This window comes from Ferrovibrio sp. (genome assembly GCF_019636075.1).
Taxonomy (GTDB): Bacteria; Pseudomonadota; Alphaproteobacteria; order Ferrovibrionales; family Ferrovibrionaceae; genus Ferrovibrio.
This window is the reverse complement of record NZ_JAHBYG010000029.1, coordinates 1-21,036: the sequence shown is the minus strand read 5'-3', so window position 1 is coordinate 21,036 and position 21,036 is coordinate 1. Positions and strand designations below refer to the sequence as shown.

Below are 21,036 nucleotides of genomic sequence, written 5' to 3'. Positions count from 1 at the left end.
CTATAGCCCCATATAGGCCTGCCGCACGCGATCATCGTGCAACAAGTCCTGGCCGCTGCCCTGCATGGCGATGCGGCCGTTTTCCAGCACATAGGCCTGGTCGGCCAGTTTCAACGACACCGCCACATTCTGCTCTACCAGGATGATGGTGAGGCCGCTTTCATGCAGCAGCTTGATGATGCGGAACACTTCCTGCACCACCGCCGGCGCCAGGCCGAGCGACGGTTCGTCGAACATGATCAACTCGGGCTGGCCCATCAGGCAACGGCCGATGGCCAGCATCTGCTGCTCGCCGCCGCTCATGGTGCCGGCCAGCTGACCGCGCCGTTCGGCAAGTCGCGGAAACAGGCCGAAGACCTGCTCCAGCGTCTGTTTTTCCTTGCCGCGTGCCCGCGACAGCATGGCCCCCATCTGCAGATTCTCCAGCACGCTGAGGCTGGGGAAAATCTGTCGCCCCTCTGCCACCTGTCCGATACCGAGATCGCACACCTTGTGGCTGGGCAGGCCGGCAATCTCCTTGCCGCCATAACGGATGCTGCCCCGGCGCGGCTGCTCGATGCCGGCAATGGAGCGGATCAGGGTGGACTTGCCGGCGCCATTGGCGCCAACGATGGCCAGGATGCCGCCGCCCTTGGCGGTGAGGCTTACATCATCCAATGCCTGGGCATCGCCGTAGAAAACATCCAGGCCGGTGATTTCGAGTGTGGGTTTGGCCGAACTCATATCTCGGCCTCCTCGCCCAGATAACATTCCAGCACGGCCGGGTCGCGCACCACCGCCTGGGGATCGCCGCGCGCGATCACTTCCCCGTGATGCAGCACCACAACCTGCTGCGACAGCGCCATCACGGCCCGCATCACATGCTCGATCAGCAGGATGGTCAGCCCCTCGCGCTGGTTCAGGTCGCGGAACACCGCCACCATCTGATCGGTCTCGGTGGGGCGCAGGCCGGCCATCACCTCATCCAGCAGCAGGATGCGCGGCTTGGTGGCCAGCGCGCGGGCCACTTCCAGGCGCTTGCGCTCGGGCAATGTCAGTTGTCCGGCTGGCTGGTTACGCTTTTCCAGCATGCCCAACCGGTCCAGCACCGCTTCCGCCTCGCGCTTGGCCCGGCGGGTATCGCTTTCGGTATGCAGCGCCCCCACCATCACATTGTCCAGCGCCGTGAGTTCCTTGAACGGCTTCACGATCTGGAACGTGCGGCCCACGCCGGCATGGCAGATCAGATCGGGGCGCAGGCCATCGATGCGCCGGCCATCCAGCGTGACGCTGCCCTCATCGGGCTTATACACGCCGGCGATCATGTTGAAGCAGGTGGTCTTGCCCGCGCCATTGGGGCCGATCAGGCCGACAATGCCGCCTTTGGGCACGGTCAACGAGGCGCGCGACACCGCCCGCAGGCCACGGAAGCTTTTGGAGATGCCATCGACAACGAGAAGGTCGCTCATTGCCGCGTCTCCAGGCCAAGCTTGCGGCGTAAGGGCGGCCAGATGCCATGCGGCAGATACATGATCACCGCAGCCAGGCAGATGCCGTAAAACACATGCTTGATGCCGGGGATATCGTAGCCCAGGCCATGCAGGGTCTCATACAGGCCTTCCGCCAGCAGGGTGAGCACGAAGGCGCCCAGGATCGGCCCGAACAGCGAGCCCAGCCCGCCGATGATCGGCCCGAGGATCAATTCGATCGAACGGCTGATATTGAAAATCTGCTCGGGAAACAGGTTGTTGTAATAGAAAGCGAAGAACACGCCGCTCAGCGCCGTCATGCCGCTGGAAATCAGCACCGCCAGCATCTTGTAGCGGAAGGTATTGATGCCCAGCGTTTGCGCGGCTTCCTGATCCTCGCGGATCGCCTGCCAGTAATAACCGATGCGGCCGGTGAGCAGCCAGCGGCAGAACACGAAGGCCGCCACGGTCAGCGCCAGCAGCAGGTAATAGAACATCACCGGCCGGCCGCGCAGGTTCAGCACATCGTTGCGGGTATATTGCTCCACCGGCAGGAAGAAGCCGCCGGAACCGTTCACCCACGCGAAATGATCGAAGCCGACGCGGGTGAATTCGGCAAACGCGATGGTGAGCAGCGCAAAATAAGTGCCGCCGATGCCGAAGCGGAAAGCCAGAAAACCGATGCCGGCGCCGAACGCCATGCTGATGGAAATCGCCGCCAGCGCACCGATGGTGGGCGGCAGTTGAAAATGCACATACAGCGCCGCCGACGTATAGGCTGCCAGCCCCACATACAGCGAATGGCCCAGGCTGAGCTGGCCGCAGAAGCCCATCATCACGTTCCAGGCCTGGCCGGTATAGGCGAAATACAGCACCAGGATCAGGATCGACAGCAGATACGGATCCACCAGCAGCGGCGCTACCAACATCGCAATCAGCAGCAGCCCGAGCAGCAGCAGCGCACGCCGGGGCACGCCATCCAGCAACCGTTCATACAGACCCGCAATCATGCCTTTTTCCCCAGCAGGCCCTGCGGCCTGAACAGCAACACCAGGATCAGCAATGCGATGGCGAACATGCTCTTGGCCGAAGGCGCGAAGAACAGGCCCGACAACGCCTCCGACAGGCCGATCAGCACGCCGCCCAGCAGCGCACCGGGCATCGAGCCCAGGCCGCCCACGATCACGATCACGAAAGCCTGCAGCGTGAAGGCCGGGCCGAGATTGGGGGTTACGTCGATCAGCAGCACCATCATCGCGCCGGCCGCGCCCACGCAGGCCGAACCCAGCCCGAAGGTGAAGGCATAAAGCTGCTTCACATTCAGCCCCACGGTGAGCGCGCCCATGTAATTGTCGGCGCAGGCGCGGATCGCCTTGCCGGTGCGCGAAAGCTTGAAGAAGGCGAACAGGCCGGCGGTGATGGCCAGCGCCAGGCCGGCGGTGATCAACCGCACTTTGTCGGCCAGCAGCGGCCCGATCTCCACCGAATCGAGGGCATAATCCACCAGCGTTGTGCGCGCATCGGGGCCGAAGATCATCAGCAGCGCATTCACCATCACGATGGCAACGGCAGCCAGCAGCATGAACTGGCTATGCTCAGGCCGGTTGATGAAAGGATTGATCAGCCAGGCCTGCATCACATAGCCCAGCGCAAACAGCAGCGCCGCGATCGGCACCATCGCAACCAGCGGGTCGATCTGCCAGGCGCCGAAAGCCACGATGGCGCCATACATGGCAATGGTCATCATCTCGCCATGGGCGAAATTCACCACCCGCACCACACCGAAAATCACACTGAGCCCCAATGCCATCAGGCCGTAAACCAGCCCGGTGAGCAGCCCCTGCAAAGTGACATTGAGAACGAGTTCTATCGGCATCCTATCAAAACACCCACGGCGCTTGCGGCGCCGTGGGTGCCACCCCTTGCTTGATTGATGTTAGCCGCGCTTGGTCCAGCCCGGCATCGGCAACAGCAGATTGTCTTCCGACACATCCAGCGGCAACACCACCTTCGGCTTCTGGCCGATATTCTGCAGCGTGACCGACTTGATGTTGACGTTCTGGCCCTTGGCATCGAATTCCAGCGTGCCGCCCGCCATCACGTGATCGGTGATCTTGGTGGCGCGGATGGCATCGGCCAGTTCGCGGCCATTGGTGCTCTTGGCGCGATTGAAGGCATCCACGGCCACCATCATCGCCTCGAACGAGAAGCCGACATTCAGCTCGAACAATTCGTTCTTGTAGGTCTTGCTGAATTCGTCGAGCAGCTTCTGGGTGATCGCGGCACGCGGATTGTACCACGGCACATTGGTCAGCAGGTAATCGGAATACTTGCCCAGCGTGCGGTAGAACTGGCCTTCATAGAAGCCCGGCGCGCCGGGGCTCATGATCACCTTCGGCTCCCAACGCTGCTTCACCATTTCGCGGATCAGCAGGATGGCGTCGTTCAGGCGGGTTACCGGCATCACCATTTCGGCGCCGGTGGCCTTGGCCTTGGCGATTTCCACCGACAGATCCTTGGCCTGCGGATCGTAGCTGATGGTCTCCACGATCTGGAACGGCAGGTTGAAGCGCGGGGCCATTGCCTTGATGGCGCCGGCCATCGACTGGCCGAACGTATCGTTGGCATGCATGAACACGGCGGTCTTGGGCGTGACGCCGCTCTTGTCGAACACGTTCTTCATCAGGTTCAGGCCATCGCCCACCAGCATCGGCGCGGTGGGGAAGTTGCGGAACACGAACTTGTAGCCCTGTTCGGTGATCTGCGGCGCGGCGGCCACGTTGATGATGTAGGGCACGCCCTTCTGCTCGGCCACCTGGGCGATGGCGGCGGACTGGCCGCTATCGAAGGCGCCGATCAGCACATTGGCGCCGTCATTCACCAGCTTTTCGGCGCGGCTGCGGGCGATATCCACGTTGGATTCGGTGTCCGCATTCATGATCTCCACTTCGGCATTCATGCCCAGCGCCTTCAGCACGCGCGGCGCGATATCCACGCCGCGCTGGCAGGCCAGGCCGAGCTGGGCCTGAAAGCCGGAGCGCGGATGGATCGAGCCGATCTTCAGCACGCGCCCCTGGGCGCGGCCGATATTGAACGGCGCGGTGCCGGCGATCAGGGCGCCGGCGGCAACGGCCGATGCGGTTGTCTGGCCGAATTGGCGGCGGGTAAACTTCTTGGTCATCTCATATCCCTCCCGGTCTGCGCCGCCCTTGCAAGTGGCCCCTTGGGGACCGGCGGCCTTGGTTGCAACTGTAGCGGATCATTCTGTACTGGTGAATGCCCGCCCCCTAATAAATGCGTTCCAACAACTCGATCAGCCGCCGCCGCTCGGCATCGTCCATGCGGGCGGAAATCCGTTTGTCATGCTCGGCCACGCGCTGGCGCAGGTTCACTGCCGCCCGGCCGCCCTTCTGCGTAAGATGCAGGCCATAGGCACGACGGTCATGCGGCGCGGGGCGGCGCTCCACCAGGCCCAGCCGCTCCAGCCGGTCCACCATGGTCATGGCGCCCGAGCGCGCCACGCCCAGCGCCTGACCCAGCCGGCCCTGCTGCAAACCGGGATTGCGTTCCACCAGCAGCAAGGCCGAAAACAGCGCCGGGCTGATGCCGGAGCCTTTCACGCTGCGGAAAAAATCCTCGTAGAGGCGCATCTGCGCGCGGCGCAGCGCATAGCCGATGAACCGCGTCAGGTCGCCGTAATCGACCGCAGTTGAATCGATGGCGGTTGCATCGACATCATGCGGCATATCCAGCCTTGCAGAGTTTTTCGCCGCGCGGACCATAGCCGACGCCAGCCTCCCGTTTTCCACCCCGACACACCCCGGGATCTCGCCCTGACCGGAATCTCGCCCTGAGAGACCCCACTCTGAGAGTTATCCCATTCCAGGATCGCATCCCGTTTGCCTGCCCCAGGGTTCATAGCCCCGGCGATTTCTTTCCACCCCACCCGTTATCGACGGCCTTGCCGTCACCGTATTTTGTCGGGCATTGTAGTGGCAAGAAATTGTAATGCAATACTACAAATGCAGTCATGGGAGAGAAGCATGGTGCCGACCAGCAACAAAGCGTCGTCCAATATGGCGCCGCCGGAGGTTCTTGTGGTGGGCGCCGGCATCGGCGGCCTGGTGCTGGCGCTGAGCCTGCATAAGGCAGGCATTCCGGTGCAGGTGGTGGAGGCGGTGCCGGAAATCCGGCCGCTGGGCGTGGGCATCAACCTGCTGCCCCATGCCGTGCGGGAGCTCTCGGAGCTTGGCCTGGCCGAGCGGCTGGAAGCCATCGCCATCCGTACCCGCGAGTTGATCTATACCAACAAATTCGGCCAGGAAATCTGGCGCGAGGATCGTGGCCAGGATGCCGGCTATCGCTGGCCGCAATATTCCATCCATCGCGGCCGCCTGCAGATGCTGCTGTATGATGCGGTGCGCGAACGGCTGGGGCCTCAGGCCATCGCCACGGATGCCGAACTGGTGGCGCTGGAACAGGATGAGCAGGGGGTGACCGCGCGATTGCGCCGCCGCAGCGATGGCTCTGCCCTGCCCGCCCGCCGCGCCGCGATTGCGGTGGGGGCCGATGGCATCCACTCGGCGGTGCGCGCGGCCTTCTATCCCAATGAAGGGCCGCCGAAATGGAATGGCGCGGTGCTGTGGCGCGCGGTGAGCGAGGCTCCGCCTTATCTGAGCGGCCGCTCGATGATCATGGCGGGCCATCAGGATCAGAAATTCGTCTGCTATCCGATCGGGCCCGAAGAGGCCGCACGCGGCCGCAGCCTGGTGAACTGGATCGCCGAATTGCGCTTCCCGAATGACACGCCGTGGAATCGCGAGGATTGGAACCGCCCGGGCAGGATCGAGGATTTTCTGCCCAAATTCGAAAACTGGAATTTCGGCTGGCTGGATGTGCCTGGCCTGATCCGCGCCACCAAGGCGGTGTACGAATTTCCCATGGTGGATCGCGACCCGGTGGCACGCTGGAGCTTTGGCCGCATCACGCTGCTGGGCGATGCGGCGCATTCGATGTATCCGATCGGCTCCAACGGTGCCAGCCAGGCCATCATCGATGGCCGTGTTCTGGCCTGGCGGCTGGCCACGGAAGCGGATCCACAAGCCGCCTTGCGCGCCTATGAGGCCGACCGCCTACCGCCGATGGCCAAACTGGTGCTGGCCAACCGCGCCAATGGACCGGAACGGGTGATGCAATTCGTGGAACAGCACGCGCCCAATGGCTATGCCAAGCTGGACGACGTGATCAGCCGTGCCGAACTGGAGGCTGCCGCGCAGGATTACAAGCTGGTGGCGGGTTTCGACAAAGAGGCCCTGAACACCCGCGCATCCTTCGATGCACGGCATCCGCAGGCTGCCTGATCACTCGTCGAACGAGGGCGCATCCTTGCGCGACGGCGTGCGGCGCTGGCCACCGCGCCGGGTCGGCCGTTGGCGCCGTTCGGAAATCGTGTTGGTGGGCGTCACCTCGGTTTCGCCACGACGCTCCTTGGCGCGGCGCTCGCCCTTGCGGCGGCGATCGGGACCGATATAGCCGCCGCCGCGCACCAGCGGACGGGCCTTGGACAGGATATGCAGCAGGCGGCGCACCAGCACCTGAATCGAAATCGGCTTCATCACGATTTCGGTCACACCGGCATCGCGGGCGGCAACAACCAGTTCGGCATCCACGCTATGAGCCATCAGAATCACCGGCACGCCGTTGTTGCCCAGGCTGCCATCGCGGCGCAGTTGTTCGGTGAAGCTCAGGCCATCCAGCTTAGGCAGGCGATAATCCACCAGAATCAAACTCGGTTCATGGGCCGCCACTTCCATCAGCCCGGTGCGGCCATCGGCGGCCTGATACACGGCGGCAAAGCCCATCCCCAGCAACACATCGCGCAAAGCCTGGCGCGTGCCGCGATTCTCCTCGAGCACCAGAACGGTGGAGGCGTGGAAACGCTCGGCCGGGGCTTTGCTCTTGGGACCAGTCATGGCAGTCGCTGTATTCATCATGGCGAGCGACTATTCAATAGCGACAGTTAATGAAGCGTATAGATATGCTGCCGATTCAATCAAACCGCGAGCGAGATTCGCTCTCGCTCGCGCAGACGGGCTGATTTCTCAGCAGAGTGTTATTTTCCGCCCCCTATCAATCGCCCAGCGGACAATCGGCCAGCGGATTAATCGCGCAGCAGATCGTTGATCGAGGTCTTGGAGCGGGTCTGGGCATCCACGCGCTTCACGATCACCGCGCAAGACAGCGAAGGGCCCGGCGTGCCATCGGGCAGCGGCTTGCCCGGCAGGCTGCCCGGCACCACCACCGAATAGGCCGGCACGCGGCCAAAGAATATCTCGCCGGTGGCGCGATCCACGATCTTGGTGGTGGCGGAAATGAACACGCCCATGGAGAGCACGGCGCCCTCTTCCACGATCACGCCTTCCACCACTTCGGAACGCGCGCCGATGAAGCAGTTATCCTCGATGATTACCGGCGCGGCCTGCAAAGGCTCCAGCACGCCGCCGATACCGACGCCGCCCGAGAGATGCACATTCTTGCCGATCTGTGCACAGGAACCCACGGTGGCCCAGGTATCCACCATGGTGCCGCTATCCACATAGGCACCCACATTCACGAAGCTGGGCATCAACACCACATTGGGCGCGATGAAGGCCGAACGACGCACCACGGCACCCGGCACGGCGCGGAAGCCGGCGGCACGGAAACGGTTTTCGTTCCAGCCGACGAACTTGCTGGGCACCTTGTCCCACCAATTGGCGCCGCCCGGGGCATCGGCGATCAGCATGTTGTCGTAGAGCCGGAAAGACAGCAGCACCGCCTTCTTGGCCCATTCCTGCGCCTGCCACTTGCCGTCGATCTTCAGGGCCGCGCGAAGCTGGCCGGCATCCAGCGCTTCCAGCGCGGCTTCCACGGCATCGCGCACTTCGCCCTTGGTGGCGGTGGTGATTTCGGCCCGGGCCTCCCAGGCGGCATCGATCACGGGCTTGAGCTGACTGGCGAGCGTGGCGGACATGACGGTATTTCCCTTTAATAAATATGGCCGCGCGACAATAGCCGCGCGGCCAAATCAGTCAACAGCTTAAGATCAGGACAGGCCGGCGAAGAAATCGTTGCCCTTGTCGTCCACGATGATGAAGGCGGGGAAATTCTCCACCTCGATCTTCCACACGGATTCCATGCCGAGTTCGGGATATTCGAGCTGCTCGACCTTCTTGATGTTGTTCTTGGCCAGAATCGCCGCCGGGCCGCCGATCGAGCCGAGATAGAAGCCGCCATATTGCTTGCAGGCATCGGTAACGGCCTTGGAGCGGTTGCCCTTGGCCAGGCTGATGAAGCCACCGCCATTCTGCATCAAAAGGCCCACATAGCTGTCCATGCGGCCCGCCGTGGTGGGGCCGAAGCTGCCCGAGGCATAGCCTTCCGGCGTCTTGGCTGGGCCGGCATAATAGATCATGTGGTTCTTCACATATTCGGGCAGGCCTTCGCCGCGCTCGATGCGTTCGGCGAATTTGGCATGCGCCAGATCGCGCGCCACGATCAGCGTGCCGCTGAGCGAAAGCCGGGTCTTGACCGGATATTGCGACAACTGCTTGCGGATTTCGCTCATCGGCTGGTTCAGGTCCACCTGCACCACTTCGGCCGACAATGCGCCTGCGCCGGTATCGGGCAGATATTTGGCCGGATCGGTTTCCAGTTGCTCCAGGAAGATGCCCTCATGGGTGATCTTGCCCATCGCCTGGCGATCCGCCGAGCAGGACACGCCGATGCCGATCGGCACGCTGGCGCCATGGCGCGGCAGGCGGATCACCCGCACATCATGGCAGAAATACTTGCCGCCGAATTGCGCGCCGATGCCGTTGGCGCGGCTCAATTCCAGCACCTTCTGCTCCATCTCCAGGTCGCGGAAGGCATGCCCGCCGGGGCCGCCCTGGGTGGGCAGCGCATCGAGATAGCGGGTGGAGGCCAGCTTCACGGTCTTGAGATTCAATTCCGCCGACAGGCCGCCGATCACGATGGCCAGGTGATAGGGCGGGCAGGCGGCGGTGCCCAGCGTCTTGATCTGGGTGTCGATGAACTTCACCAGATTCTCGCCGCGCAAAACCGCCGGGGTCTGTTGATACAGGAAGGTCTTGTTCGCCGAGCCGCCGCCCTTGGAGATGAACAGGAATTTGTAGGCATCGCCCTTCACGGCGCTGAGATCGATCTGCGCCGGCAGGTTGGTGCCGGTATTCACTTCCTTGAACATGCTGAGCGGCGCCAATTGCGAATACCGCAGATTGGTTTCGGTATAGGTGCGATAGACGCCGTGGCTGATGGCGGCTTCGTCCTCGCCATCGGTCCAGACATACTGGCCCTTCTTGCCCATCACGATGGCGGTGCCGGTATCCTGGCAGGAAGGCAGCACCATGCCGGCCGAAATATTGGCATTCTTGAGCAGTTCAAGCGCCACGAAACGGTCGTTATCGGAGGCTTCCTTGTCCTCCAGGATGGCGCGAAGCTGCGCCAGATGGCCGGGGCGGAACAGATGCGCGATATCATGCATGGCAGCGAAGGTAAGATCGCTCAGCGCCTTGTCTGAAACCTTCAGAATCTTGCGGCCACCCACCTCGATGGTTTCCACACCCTCGCTGCCGAGCTTGCGATAGGGCGTGGTGTCGGGGCCAAGCGGAAACAAATCCTGATAGTTGAAATCGGGCATCGTGAACTCGCTGGTATATTTAAGGGCTGACAGGCAAAAGCGCCGACGAACAGGCAAACAGCCGACGATACGGCGGGTTTAGGTTTTCTTCTTGCGGAAAGCATCCAGCGCCACAACCTCGCCGCCGGCAGGCTTGGCGTCGGATTTGGCATCCGCCGCCCTGGCATCTGCGCTTCTGGCATCTGCGGTCTTGGCCTCGCCCGCTTCAGCAGACTGGGTCACGTCCGCGCCGGCACCATCCGCAGATGGATTCTGGTTGCCAGACTGGGCGGCATTGCGCGCCAGCGCCTCGGCCGAGGGCTGCACACGGAATTGCAAGCCGAATTGCACGCTGGGATCGGCAAAGGCAGTCAGCGCCGCATAGGGAATCACCAGGCGCTCGGGCGCCTTGTTGAAGCTGAGCGTAACCTGGAATTTGTCTTCGCCCGGCTCCAGCCCCCAGAACTGGTGCTGCAGCACGATGGTCATCTCATCGGGATAGCGCTCGTGCAAAAACGCCGGAATATCCACCCCGGGCTGATCGGTGCGGAAGGTGATATAAAAATGGTGGTTGCCCGGCAGGCCGAATTCGGCGGCGCGCTTCAGCGCCTCGCGCACGGCGCCGCGCAGGGCATTCTCCACAAGAAGATTGTAATCAAGCAATTTGCCGGCCATGCGCGCTGTGCTGGTTAATGGTTAAGGATTGGGCTGCCCGATCATACCGCAAGCGGGTGCGCCGGTTCAATTCCAGAGCATGGGTCGAATTTACGCTTTTCGTTAACGGATTAAGTGGGGGGCTTCTGTTGCCCGGCGCCCCCCGAGCCGCGCTTGCCTAATTAGGCAGCGAGTGCAACGCTGTTGTCGTTGGCACTTGGAGAATGACCCGATAACGGCGGTATCATGCCGGGCAAAAACCGAACCTTTATTGCGCACGTCGAGCCTGATTCGCCCCCATCATCAAGCCAGCGGGCTGTTTCTTAACAGCGGTCTGGCCTGATGGTGGAGGCGCCGGGTACTGCCCCCGGGTCCGTTACGCCTATTCCGTGCGGCGTTTATCACCATAGCCGGGCGAACCCGGCAGGACAGATATAAGCTCTCCCGGGCGGCTTTTGAAGCCCCCGCATCCGGTTTATAAAAACCGGCTGAATTCAGGGGAGCCCGATTCCATGCCCGTTACGCCCGAACAAGCCGCCGAAATCGATGCCCTGCGGGCGCAAAGCCAGACCACCCGCCGCGCCACCGTGCCGGCGCTGGAAGACATGCTCTACACCCCGCTGCCGGTGCTGGATCATGGTTTCGTGCGCGTCATCGACTATATGGGCGACGATGCCGCCGTGGTGCAGGCCGCCCGGGTTTCCTACGGCCGCGGCACCAAGCGGGTCAGCGAGGATCGCGGCCTGATCAATTATCTGATGCGGCACCGGCATACCACGCCATTCGAGATGTGCGAGATCAAGTATCACGTGAAGCTGCCGATCTTCGTGGCACGCCAGTGGATCCGCCACCGCACCGCCAATGTGAACGAATATTCCGCGCGCTATTCGATCATGGACAAGGAATTCTATCTGCCGGCGCCCGACCAGTTGGCCGCGCAATCCGATTCCAACCGCCAGGGCCGCGGCGACCTGCTGACCGGCGCCGAGGCCGAGCATGTGCTGCACCTGCTGAAGCGCGATGCCGAACAGAGCTATGCCAGCTATGAGGAAATGCTCAACGAAGGCCCCGATGGCCAGCCGCGCGATGCCGGCCGCGATGGCCTGGCGCGCGAATTGGCGCGTATGAACCTGACGCTGAATTATTACACCCAATGGTATTGGAAGACCGACCTGCTGAACCTGCTGCACTTCCTCAGCCTGCGCGCCGACAGCCATGCGCAGTATGAAATCCGGGTATATGCCGACGCGATGCTGCAAACCGTGAAAAGCTGGGTGCCGCTGGTCTTCGATGCCTTCATGGAATACCGGGTGGGCGGCGCCGCCTTCTCGGCCACTGCGCTGAAAGCGCTGCGGCGCATGCTGGCCGGCGAAGCTGTGGATCAGGCATCCTCGGGGCTTTCGGCGCGTGAATGGCGCGAATTCATTGCCGCCGTGAAGCCGCAAGGCTGAGCATGAATGCCGTGAAGCCGCAAGGCTGAACGAAATAGCCCCGTGAAGCCGCAAGGCTGAGCATGAATGCCGTGAAGCCGCAAGGCTGACGCGCGATCACTCTCCGGTCACGGCCCGGCGGATCGCACGGTAATTGCCGATCCAACAAAGCACGCCCAGCACCACCGTGCCGCCACAAACCAGCGCCAGCACATGCGGGTTGCCGGCAGGGAACATGGCGATTGCCGCCGCACCCAGCGCACCGCCCATGGTTTGCGTGAACCCTGCCAGCGCAGCGCCGGCCCCCAGCATGCTGCGGTTCAGCCCGATCGCCGCCGTCATCGAGGTGGGCATCGCCAACCCCATGCCGATGGCCCAGATCATCCGGCTGATCACGATGCTTTCCACGCTGGCGCCGACCATCTCCACCCAGACCGCGAGGCCGATGCCGCCCAGCGCCAAAAACAAGCCGCCCAGGCTGATTACATGCAACACGCCCAACCGCAGCCCGAACAGCGAGGCAATCATCGCACCGGCGAAAAAGCCCGCGCTGGCGCTGGCGGCCAGCAGGCCGTAGAGCACCGGACTGACGCCCAGGGTTTCGATCATCACCGCCGGCGCACCGCTGTTGAAGCCATGCAGCCCGGCATAGATGCAGGAACTGACGATGATGAGGCTGAGAAAGGCACGTGAGTGCAGCAGCAAACCGTAGGAATGCAGCATCTGCCGGGCCAGCGAGGCCTGCGGCGGCCCTGGCCGATGGGTCTCGGGCAGGCGGAAAAACAGCGCGGCCAGAACCACCACGGTGATCAAACCGGAAAAGGCAAAATTCGCCCGCCAGCCCAGCCCTTCCTCGATCAAGCCACCCAGCAGCGGTGCCAGGATCGGGGCCAGCGCCAGGGAAGCGGAAACGATGGACGAAGCCCGGGCCGCCGCAGGTCCGACATAAACATCGTTGAGCACTGCCCGGCCCGACGCCATGCCGGCAGCCGCCCCCAGCCCCTGCAGCAGCCGCGCCGCCAGCAGACCGGTCAGCGAGCCGGCCATGGCGCAAGCCACCGAGCCCATGACCATGGCCACCAATCCGGCCAACAGCACCCGGCGGCGCCCTAGCCGGTCGCTCAGCGGACCGAACAGCAATTGGCCGAAACCAAAGGCCATCAGATATATTGTCAGGGTGAGCGGCATCACCTCGGCGGGAATATCCAGTGCCCGACCGATACTGGGCAGCGAAGGCAGGTATACCGTCGCCGCCATAATGGCATTGCCATTCAATACCGTGAGCAGGATAAGCAGGCCCACGGAAGGGGAAACTCGGGACATGGCAGTTGATCGCCTGCTTTTTAGGGGGGAGTGGCCGCAGCGTAACAAGCGCTGGTGGAAACGCGCAAGCTGTTGGCTTAATGAAGGTTTGAGTATATAGAGAAGCCCAGGTGAATAACCCAGGGCGGGCGCCGGGACAGCCCCCCATTTCCTCCAGCAGGCCTTACGGACGCATGTCGGAAAAACGGACGCATGTCGGAAAAGATTGATTTCAGCCATGTCCGTTTTCTCATCGTCGATAACAATCGGCTGATGGGCAAACTGGTTAAGGATATCCTGGCGATGCTTGGCGCCACCCAGGTGGCCATGGCGCGCGACTATGACGGCGCGCTTACCATGCTGCGCTCGGGCAATGTGGATGTGTGCATCACCGAGTGGAACCTGAAGCCGCGCAGCGGCCTGGAATTGCTCGATTTCATCCGCAACGATGCCACCTCATCCGACCGTATGCTACCGGTGATCATGCTCACCGCGAATTCCGAGATGGAATATGTGGTGGAATCGCGCGACAAGGGTGTGACCGAATTCCTTGCCAAGCCCTTTACCGCCGACGGCCTTTACCGCCGCCTGGTGATGGTGATTGCCCGGCCGCGCGATTTTGTCAGCGTGAAGGGGTATTTCGGGCCTGATCGCCGACGCCAGCAATTGCCCTTCGATGGTCCGGACCGTCGCGATAGCGGAAACTGAGCCGTGTCATCAGATATCCGCTCGCCCAAGCCGAAATTCATCCCCAACCGCGGCGACCTGAAGCGGAAGGCTGTGAATTTCAAAAAGGGCCTCGAGTTGAAGCTCGACGATGGCCTGCGCGACAAGCTGAACAATCTGGTGCAGGAATCCGCCGCCGCCTTCCTGGATGAAAGTGCCGCCCGCATCAAAGCGCTGCGCGAGCAGGTGAGCCACATGCCGGCCGATCCGGCGGCACGCAAGAACCTGGTCGAGGAAATCCGCGAGGAGGCCTTCCAGATCAAGGGCATGGGCGGCCTGTTCGGATTTCCGCTGCTCACCGAATTCGCCAAGTCGCTGCATGATTTCCTGAAGGAAACCGACGACGACCTGGACGAATTGCAGCAGGAAATCGTCTCGATCCATGTGGACACCATGTATGTGGTGATCGCCCACAAGATCGCCGGCTCGGGCGGTGCCCTGGAAGCCCAGTTGCGTGCCTCGCTGAAGGCCGCCGTGGATAAGGCCAAGCACAAGGCCACCCAGGCCTGACCCTCTCCGCCGCCGGGGAAACCCTTGGCCGATTTACTCCGCAGCGCGCTTGCGCCCGGAAATCATCGCCCACACCAGATTTTCCCGATGCAGCAGGCTGGAAGCCAGCACGCCGGCTACATGCAGCGCCGCCAGCACGATCATGCCGTTGGCCAGCCCTTCATGCACCTCCTCGAAGAAATGCCCGAGCCGGCCGCCCTGCAGGGTTATCCAGCCCGTTCCTGCCGTAAGCAGCAATCCGGCCAGCAGCAGCACGATCATCGCCCCGCCGGCAGGATTATGGCCCAGATAGCGACGCGCACGGCCGCGCAGCATATCCTGCAAATAGCTGCGCACCCCGCCGGGGCCGGGTACGAAATCTCCGAAGCGGGCATGGCGGCTGCCGATAAAGCCCCAAATCAGACGCAGGCCCACCAAAGCGGCGATGGCGTAGCCCAGCCATTCATGGATTCTAGCCCAGCGATCCGCCTCGCCGGTCAGCCAGGCCCCGGCGAAAGCGGCAACCAGGCACCAATGGAACAGGCGGACGAAAATATCCCAAACCTTTACCTCGCCGGATTTTGCATCACCGGGTTTTGCATCACCGGGTTTTGTATTTCTGGCCGTCACGACTTCTTTCTGCACGGCACTTACCATTTGCGGACCGATTGGATAGCCCCGGTCTGGGCATCGCCTTTCAGCTTGTAGGCATCGCCAGCCTGGTTGAAGGCCCGCGCTTCGAAACAGCCGCGTTCGACCTCCAGCTTGCCGATATCGCGATAGCCCTGCTGTTCGAGTTTCGCGGCTAGGCTGCTGAGCGCGAGCGGCTGTATTGCGGCCCCCGATATGCGGCAATCCCGCTCGCCGGCCTGGGAATTGCCGGCGGCTGCCAGCGGAGCCAGCAGGCCGGCGGCGAGAATGGCGAGATGTATGGGGGAAATCGGGTTACGCATGGAACGAATCCTCTGTTGTCGGGTTCAATGGACCGGATTTTCATGCCACGCTGCGGCTGAATGTCGCCTGAGCGGCCCATTCATCTGGCATTCAGCCCCGGCTTCGTATGAAATCGGCCCATGCGACGCGTCACCCTCTTATTGCTGCTGATGCTGCTGCCCGCCGCCCTGCTGGGGCCGGTGCAGGTATTGGCGGATTCCGACGGCCAGACCGATATGGAGCGGGCACGCACCGCCCTGCGCTCGGGGCAGATCCTGCCGCTCTCGCGGATTCTCGAAGCGGTGGAGCGCGATTTCCAGGGCGAAGTCATCGAAGTGGAACTGGAATACGAGCATGAGCGCTGGATCTATGAATTGCGCCTGCTCAGCCCACGCGGCGCGGTGCTGAAACTGGAATACAATGCCAAGGATGCCACGCTGTTTCGCGCCCGTGGCCGCGACCTGGACGCAGCACGAAAGGCCCATTGATGCGCGTGCTGCTGGTCGAGGACGATCAACGCCTGGCGACCCAGATCGCCGCCGCGCTGCGCCAGGAAGGCTATGCGGTGGATGTGGCGCATGACGGCGAGCAAGGTGAATTCCTCGGCGCCACCGAAACCTACAATGCCGCCATCCTCGATCTCGGCCTGCCCGGGCTGGATGGGCTTTCGGTGCTGCGGCAATGGCGGCGCGCCGGCTTTATGCATCCGGTGCTGATCCTCACCGCACGCGGCAATTGGACCGACAAGGTGGAAGGCATCGATGCCGGCGCCGACGATTACATGGCCAAGCCCTTCCGCCTGGAGGAATTGCTTGCCCGGCTGCGCGCCCTGATCCGCCGCGCCCATGGCTTTGCCACGCCGGACCTGGTCTGCGGCCCGCTGCGCCTGGATCCGCGCGGCGGCACCGCCAGCGTGGATGGCCGGCCGCTCACCCTCACCGCGCAGGAATACAAGGTGCTGCGCTATCTGCTGCTGCATCAGGGCCAGATCGTCAGCCGCGCCGACCTGGCCGACCATATCTATGCATTGGACGAGGATCGAGACAGCAACACCATCGAGGTGTTCATCGGCCGGTTGCGGCGCAAGCTGGGCGTGGATGTGATCGAAACCCAGCGCGGCCTGGGCTATCGTCTGCGTCCGCCGCCTGCCCTATCCTCACCGGCATGAAGCATTCGCTTTCGCTGCGCCTGGTACTGGGCGCACTGGTCTGGCTGGCCGTGGCGCTCGGCTTCACCGGCTATGGCCTGGGCACGCTGTTCGAGCGCCAGGCGGAGAATGCGCATCTGCGCCTGCTGGGAGCCGACCTCACCGCGCTGATGGCCGCATTGGACTGGTCGGAAGACGAGGCCCCGCTGCTCAGCCGGCGCCCCGCCGATCCGCGCTTCGACCGTCCCTATGGCGGCCGCTATTGGCAGATCGCCACGCCCGATGGGGTGCTGCGGCGCTCGCGCTCGCTCTGGGATCAGGTGATCGAACTGCCCGACGAAGACCTCTCCGACGGCCTGGAGCATCGCCATCTGCTGCCCGGGCCGCAGGATCAGCAATTGCTGGTGCTGGAGCGTTCGGTGGTATTGCCCGGCCATGAAGACAAGCCCCTGCGCCTGGCCGTGGCGCTGGATCGTGCCGAGATCGCCGCCGCCCGCGCCGAATTCGACCATCTGCTGTGGATCGCGCTCGGCGCGCTGGGCCTGGGCCTCACCTTGGCGGTGGCCGCGCAAACCTTTTACGGCCTGTGGCCGCTGCGCCGCATCAGTGCCGCATTGGCCGATATGCGGGGCGGCGGCAGGCGGCAGCTTGTCGGGCAATGGCCGGTGGAGGTGCGGCCGCTGGTAGAGGCGCTGAATGCCCTGCTGGCCGCCGATGCCGAACGGCTGGAGCGTGGCCGGCGCCAGGCAGCCGATCTGGCCCATGCCCTAAAATCCCGCCTGGCCGTATTGGCCAACGATCTTGCCGGGCATCCCTCCGCCCATGCCGATATCGAGGCGCTGCGCCGGCAGGTGGAACGCCATCTGGCCAGGGCCCGCGCCGCCGGTGCCGCGCAGATCGGCGGCGCGATATGCGATGCCGGTGCCGCCGCCGCCGAATTGGCCCGCAGCCTGGCCCGGCTGCCTTCCGAGCGGCCCCTGGATTGGTCCTGCGAGGGCAGCGGGCGCTTTGCCGGCGACCGCGAGGATCTGGTGGAGATGCTGGGCAACCTGCTGGACAATGCCCGGCTATGGACCAAAAGCCGCGTGGCAATCACCCTGACCGAACAGAATGGCAGGCTGCGGATCACCATCGACGATGACGGCCCCGGCATGCCCGCCCAGGCCCAGACCGCCGCCCTGGCGCGCTTCGGCCGGCTGGATGAAAACGCCGCCGGCAGCGGCCTCGGCCTGGCCATCGCCGCCGATATCGCCGAGCTTTATGGCGGCAAATTACGCCTGGAAACCGCCCCCATCGGCGGCCTGCGGGCCTGCCTGATCCTGCCCTGCCCGCCGGAATCGCCACCGCCTGCGATTGCCGCGTAAACTGGACACTGTTGCCCGGGCGCCCTATAACCTCGACATGAGCATCGAAGCGCCCCTTTCCTTCATCAAGATGCACGGACTCGGCAACGATTTCGTGGTGCTGGATGCGCGCGCCCGGCCGCTGCCGCTCAGCCGCGAGAATGTGCGCAAGCTGGGCAATCGCCGCAGCGGCGTGGGGTTCGACCAGCTCATCACCATCGAAAAATCCCCCAAGGCCGATGCCTTCATGCGCATCCACAATGCCGATGGCGGCGAAGTGGAAAGCTGCGGCAACGCGGCCCGCTGCATCGGCGCTTTGCTGATGCGCGAAAAGGACCGCGATGCAGTGAGCATCGACACGCTGGGCGGCTGGCTGAATGCCACGGGCGCCGCCAAGGGGCTGGTGACCGTGGATATGGGCCAGCCGCGTTTCGGCTGGCAGGAGATTCCGCTCAGCCGCGCCATGGATACCCTGGCGCTGGATTACAGCTTCGCCGGTTATTCCGAACCCGGCGCGGTGAATGTGGGCAATCCGCATGTGGTGTTTTTCGTGGATGATGCCGAGGCCGTGCCGCTGGCCGAGATCGGCCCCCGTATCGAACATGATCCGCTATTCCCGCAGCGCATCAACGTGGAATTCGCCCAGGTGCTGGCGCCCGACCGTATCCGCATGCGGGTATGGGAGCGCGGCGTCGGCATCACCCAGGCCTGCGGCACCGGCGCCTGCGCCACCCTGGTGGCGACCGCGCGGCGCGGCCTCTGCGCCCGCAAGGCAGAGATTATCCTGGATGGCGGCCCGCTTACCATCGAATGGACCGCCGACGACCGCATGCTGATGACCGGCCCGGCCACCGAATCCTATCGCGGCGAAATCCCGCCGGCCTTCTGGCGCGACTGAACGGTATGTCTGTTCTCAGCTTCGGCTGCCGCTTGAACATCCAGGAAGGCGAAGCGATCCGCGCCCATCTGGCCGCCGCCGGCTTGCAGGATACCCTGGTGGTGAATACCTGCGCCGTCACATCCGAAGCCGAGAAGCAGGCGCGCCAGGCGATCCGCCGCCTGAAGCGGGAAAATCCGCAGGCGAAAATCGTCGTCACCGGCTGTGCCGCACAGATTTCGCCCGACAGCTATGCCGCCATGCCGGAAGTGCATCGCGTATTGGGCAATGCCGAAAAGCTGCGCGCCGATAGCTGGATGCACCAGGCCAGCGCGGTGGGCGACATCATGGCGGCGCGCCAGCCGGAAACCCTGCCGGAAGAACCCGGCCAGGATTTCAGGCAGCGCCCGCGCGCCTATCTGGAAATCCAGCAGGGCTGCGACCATCGCTGCACCTTCTGCATCATTCCCTATGGCCGTGGCCCCAGCCGTTCGCAGGCGCTGGGTGCCGTGGTGGAACGCGCCCGCAAGCTGACCGATCAGGGTTTCCGCGAATTCGTGCTGACCGGCGTGGATATCGTATCCTATGGCGGCGACCTGCCGGGCCGGCCCAGCCTGGGCCAGGCCGCACGCCGCCTGCTCAATCTGGTGCCCGGCATCGAACGGCTGCGGTTTTCCTCGCTCGATCCCGCCGGCATCGACGATGACCTGCTGCGCCTCTATGCCGAAGAACCGCGCGTGATGCCCCATGCGCATCTCAGCCTGCAGGCCGGCGACGACCTGATCCTGAAACGCATGAAGCGCCGCCATAGCCGCGACCAGGCCCTGCGCGTGGCCGAAAGCCTGCGCGCCGCGCGACCCGATATCGCCTTGGGCGCCGACATGATTGCCGGCTTCCCCACCGAGGATGACGCAGCCTTCATGCGCGGCGCCGATCTGGTGGACGAGATCGGCCTGGCCTATCTGCATGTCTTTCCGTTTTCCGCCCGCCAAGGCACGCCGGCCGCGCGCATGCCGCAACTGCCGATGGACCTGCGCCGGGCCCGCGCCGCCGAATTGCGCCGCCGTGGCGAGGCCGGCCTGCGCCGCCATCTGGCGCAACGCAGCGGCAAGGCTGCCAGCATCCTGGTGGAGCAGCCCGGCCTGGGCCGCGACGAAACCTATGCGCCGGTGAAACTGACCGGCATCCATGACAAAGGCAGTGTGATCGCAACGCAGGTGCTGGCGGCGCGCGATGGCGGTTTGTGGCTGGAGGCGGCGTGAGCGAGCAGAAGAAGACCGGCTGGTTCGGCCGCCTGAAACAGGGCCTCTCGCGCAGCGCATCGGCACTCGGCGAACAGATCGGTGCGCTGTTCACCAAGCGCAAACTGGATGCGGCGGCCCTTGAGGAACTGGAAGAAACCCTGATCAAGGCCGATCTGGGCGTAAGCACGGCGGCGCGCATCGTCAAGGAAATCGCCCGCGAGCGTTTCGACAAGGAAGTGAGCTCGGAGGAAATCCGCACCGCCCTGGCCGACAGCGTGGCCGCTATTCTGCGTCCGGTGGAGAAACCGCTCGATCTCGATGCCGCCAGGCCTGAAACCGGGCCCTGCGTGATCCTGGTTGTGGGCGTGAACGGCGTGGGCAAAACCACCACCATCGGCAAGATCGCCCAGCGTGCGCGCGAGGCCGGCAAGAAGGTGGTGCTGGCTGCCGGCGACACCTTCCGCGCCGCCGCCGTTGAGCAGTTGAGCATCTGGAGCGAACGCACGGGTGCGGCCATCGTGAAGCGCGAAACCGGCGCCGATGCCGCCGGCCTGGCTTTCGATGCCTTGACCCAGGCGCGCGAAACCGGCGCCGATCTGCTGCTGATCGACACCGCCGGCCGGCTGCATAACAAAGCCGACCTGATGCAGGAACTGGCCAAGATCGTGCGCGTTCTCAAGAAACAGACGCCCGAGGCGCCGCATCATGTGCTGCTGGTGCTGGATGCCACCACCAGCCAGAACGCGCTGAACCAGGTGGCGACCTT

At 63.8% G+C, this 21,036-nt stretch carries 23 protein-coding genes and 1 other RNA gene; 10 read left to right on the top strand and 14 right to left on the bottom strand.

Going from position 1 to position 21,036, the window contains the following annotated elements; genetic code table 11:
* The 6 genes from KF827_RS12770 to KF827_RS12745 all read right to left on the bottom strand — a co-directional run bounded on the left by KF827_RS12770 (window position 1) and on the right by KF827_RS12745 (window position 5,194).
* Window positions 1-723: an ABC transporter ATP-binding protein gene (locus KF827_RS12770; protein ID WP_291006003.1), complete on the bottom strand. Its 723-nt coding sequence runs from the start codon at window positions 721-723 to the stop codon at window positions 1-3.
* Complete coding sequence (locus KF827_RS12765; protein WP_291006000.1) at window positions 720-1,448, bottom strand: ABC transporter ATP-binding protein; 729 nt, start codon at window positions 1,446-1,448, stop codon at window positions 720-722. The genes KF827_RS12770 and KF827_RS12765 overlap by 4 nt, the downstream gene beginning before the upstream one ends.
* A complete protein-coding gene (locus tag KF827_RS12760; RefSeq protein WP_291005997.1) occupies window positions 1,445-2,458 on the bottom strand; it encodes a branched-chain amino acid ABC transporter permease in 1,014 nt (337 codons plus the stop codon). Before KF827_RS12760 ends, KF827_RS12765 begins: the two co-directional genes overlap by 4 nt.
* Window positions 2,455-3,324: a branched-chain amino acid ABC transporter permease gene (locus KF827_RS12755; protein WP_291005993.1), complete on the bottom strand. Its 870-nt coding sequence runs from the start codon at window positions 3,322-3,324 to the stop codon at window positions 2,455-2,457. The genes KF827_RS12760 and KF827_RS12755 overlap by 4 nt, the downstream gene beginning before the upstream one ends.
* A 60-nt stretch (window positions 3,325-3,384) precedes the next feature.
* Window positions 3,385-4,629 (bottom strand): ABC transporter substrate-binding protein, encoded by a 1,245-nt coding sequence (locus tag KF827_RS12750; protein ID WP_291005991.1) that lies wholly within the window; start codon window positions 4,627-4,629, stop codon window positions 3,385-3,387.
* 106 nt (window positions 4,630-4,735) lie between these two features.
* Window positions 4,736-5,194, bottom strand: a complete 459-nt coding sequence (locus KF827_RS12745) for a MarR family transcriptional regulator (RefSeq protein ID WP_291005988.1) — start codon at window positions 5,192-5,194, stop codon at window positions 4,736-4,738.
* Window positions 5,195-5,491: 297 nt separating this feature from the next.
* On the opposite strand from KF827_RS12745, the gene KF827_RS12740 reads away from it, so the two are divergent.
* A complete protein-coding gene (locus KF827_RS12740; RefSeq protein WP_291005985.1) occupies window positions 5,492-6,808 on the top strand; it encodes a flavin-dependent oxidoreductase in 1,317 nt (438 codons plus the stop codon).
* Here the strand turns inward: KF827_RS12740 and KF827_RS12735 are convergent, their stop codons facing one another.
* The 5 genes from KF827_RS12735 to ssrA form a co-directional block, all read right to left on the bottom strand.
* The gene (locus KF827_RS12735; RefSeq protein WP_291005981.1) at window positions 6,809-7,420 is read right to left on the bottom strand and encodes a response regulator; all 612 of its coding nucleotides are present in this window, start codon (window positions 7,418-7,420) and stop codon (window positions 6,809-6,811) included.
* A 188-nt stretch (window positions 7,421-7,608) separates the two neighbouring features.
* Window positions 7,609-8,460 carry a 2,3,4,5-tetrahydropyridine-2,6-dicarboxylate N-succinyltransferase gene (gene dapD / locus KF827_RS12730; protein WP_291005974.1) on the bottom strand — a complete coding sequence of 284 codons (852 nt, stop codon included), beginning with the start codon at window positions 8,458-8,460 and terminating at the stop codon, window positions 7,609-7,611.
* Between the two features lie 72 nt (window positions 8,461-8,532).
* A complete protein-coding gene (locus KF827_RS12725) occupies window positions 8,533-10,146 on the bottom strand; it encodes a fumarate hydratase (RefSeq protein WP_291005971.1) in 1,614 nt (537 codons plus the stop codon).
* Between the two features lie 78 nt (window positions 10,147-10,224).
* Window positions 10,225-10,800: an SspB family protein gene (locus KF827_RS12720; RefSeq protein WP_291005968.1), complete on the bottom strand. Its 576-nt coding sequence runs from the start codon at window positions 10,798-10,800 to the stop codon at window positions 10,225-10,227.
* Window positions 10,801-10,913: 113 nt separating this feature from the next.
* Window positions 10,914-11,243: a transfer-messenger RNA gene (ssrA, locus tag KF827_RS12715) on the bottom strand.
* Window positions 11,244-11,291: 48 nt separating this feature from the next.
* Here ssrA and thyX point away from each other — a divergent pair.
* Window positions 11,292-12,230 carry an FAD-dependent thymidylate synthase gene (gene thyX / locus KF827_RS12710; RefSeq protein ID WP_291005944.1) on the top strand — a complete coding sequence of 313 codons (939 nt, stop codon included), beginning with the start codon at window positions 11,292-11,294 and terminating at the stop codon, window positions 12,228-12,230.
* A 96-nt stretch (window positions 12,231-12,326) separates the two neighbouring features.
* Here the strand turns inward: thyX and KF827_RS12705 are convergent, their stop codons facing one another.
* A complete protein-coding gene (locus tag KF827_RS12705; protein WP_291005941.1) occupies window positions 12,327-13,511 on the bottom strand; it encodes a Bcr/CflA family efflux MFS transporter in 1,185 nt (394 codons plus the stop codon).
* A gap of 213 nt (window positions 13,512-13,724) precedes the next feature.
* On the opposite strand from KF827_RS12705, the gene KF827_RS12700 reads away from it, so the two are divergent.
* Both KF827_RS12700 and KF827_RS12695 read left to right on the top strand, forming a co-directional pair.
* Entirely contained in the window at window positions 13,725-14,219 is a 495-nt protein-coding gene (locus KF827_RS12700; protein WP_291005935.1) for a response regulator, read from the top strand.
* Window positions 14,220-14,222: 3 nt separating this feature from the next.
* Window positions 14,223-14,747 carry an Hpt domain-containing protein gene (locus KF827_RS12695; RefSeq protein WP_291005932.1) on the top strand — a complete coding sequence of 175 codons (525 nt, stop codon included), beginning with the start codon at window positions 14,223-14,225 and terminating at the stop codon, window positions 14,745-14,747.
* A gap of 33 nt (window positions 14,748-14,780) precedes the next feature.
* Here the strand turns inward: KF827_RS12695 and KF827_RS12690 are convergent, their stop codons facing one another.
* Window positions 14,781-15,356, bottom strand: coding sequence for a cytochrome b/b6 domain-containing protein (locus tag KF827_RS12690; RefSeq protein ID WP_291005925.1), 576 nt, complete (start codon window positions 15,354-15,356; stop codon window positions 14,781-14,783).
* A gap of 20 nt (window positions 15,357-15,376) precedes the next feature.
* A complete protein-coding gene (locus KF827_RS12685) occupies window positions 15,377-15,679 on the bottom strand; it encodes a PepSY domain-containing protein (protein ID WP_291005922.1) in 303 nt (100 codons plus the stop codon).
* Between the two features lie 120 nt (window positions 15,680-15,799).
* On the opposite strand from KF827_RS12685, the gene KF827_RS12680 reads away from it, so the two are divergent.
* The 6 genes from KF827_RS12680 to KF827_RS12655 all read left to right on the top strand — a co-directional run.
* Entirely contained in the window at window positions 15,800-16,147 is a 348-nt protein-coding gene (locus tag KF827_RS12680) for a PepSY domain-containing protein (protein WP_291005919.1), read from the top strand.
* Entirely contained in the window at window positions 16,147-16,827 is a 681-nt protein-coding gene (locus tag KF827_RS12675; RefSeq protein ID WP_291005916.1) for a response regulator transcription factor, read from the top strand. The genes KF827_RS12680 and KF827_RS12675 overlap by 1 nt, the downstream gene beginning before the upstream one ends.
* Window positions 16,824-18,170 (top strand): sensor histidine kinase, encoded by a 1,347-nt coding sequence (locus KF827_RS12670; RefSeq protein WP_291005912.1) that lies wholly within the window; start codon window positions 16,824-16,826, stop codon window positions 18,168-18,170. The genes KF827_RS12675 and KF827_RS12670 overlap by 4 nt, the downstream gene beginning before the upstream one ends.
* A gap of 37 nt (window positions 18,171-18,207) precedes the next feature.
* Complete coding sequence (gene dapF / locus KF827_RS12665) at window positions 18,208-19,047, top strand: diaminopimelate epimerase (protein ID WP_291005909.1); 840 nt, start codon at window positions 18,208-18,210, stop codon at window positions 19,045-19,047.
* A 5-nt stretch (window positions 19,048-19,052) separates the two neighbouring features.
* Window positions 19,053-20,288, top strand: a complete 1,236-nt coding sequence (gene mtaB / locus KF827_RS12660) for a tRNA (N(6)-L-threonylcarbamoyladenosine(37)-C(2))-methylthiotransferase MtaB (protein ID WP_291005906.1) — start codon at window positions 19,053-19,055, stop codon at window positions 20,286-20,288.
* The coding region (locus tag KF827_RS12655) for a signaling recognition particle receptor family protein (RefSeq protein WP_291005903.1) at window positions 20,285-21,036 on the top strand (752 nt) is incomplete at its 3' end. The genes mtaB and KF827_RS12655, both read left to right, overlap by 4 nt.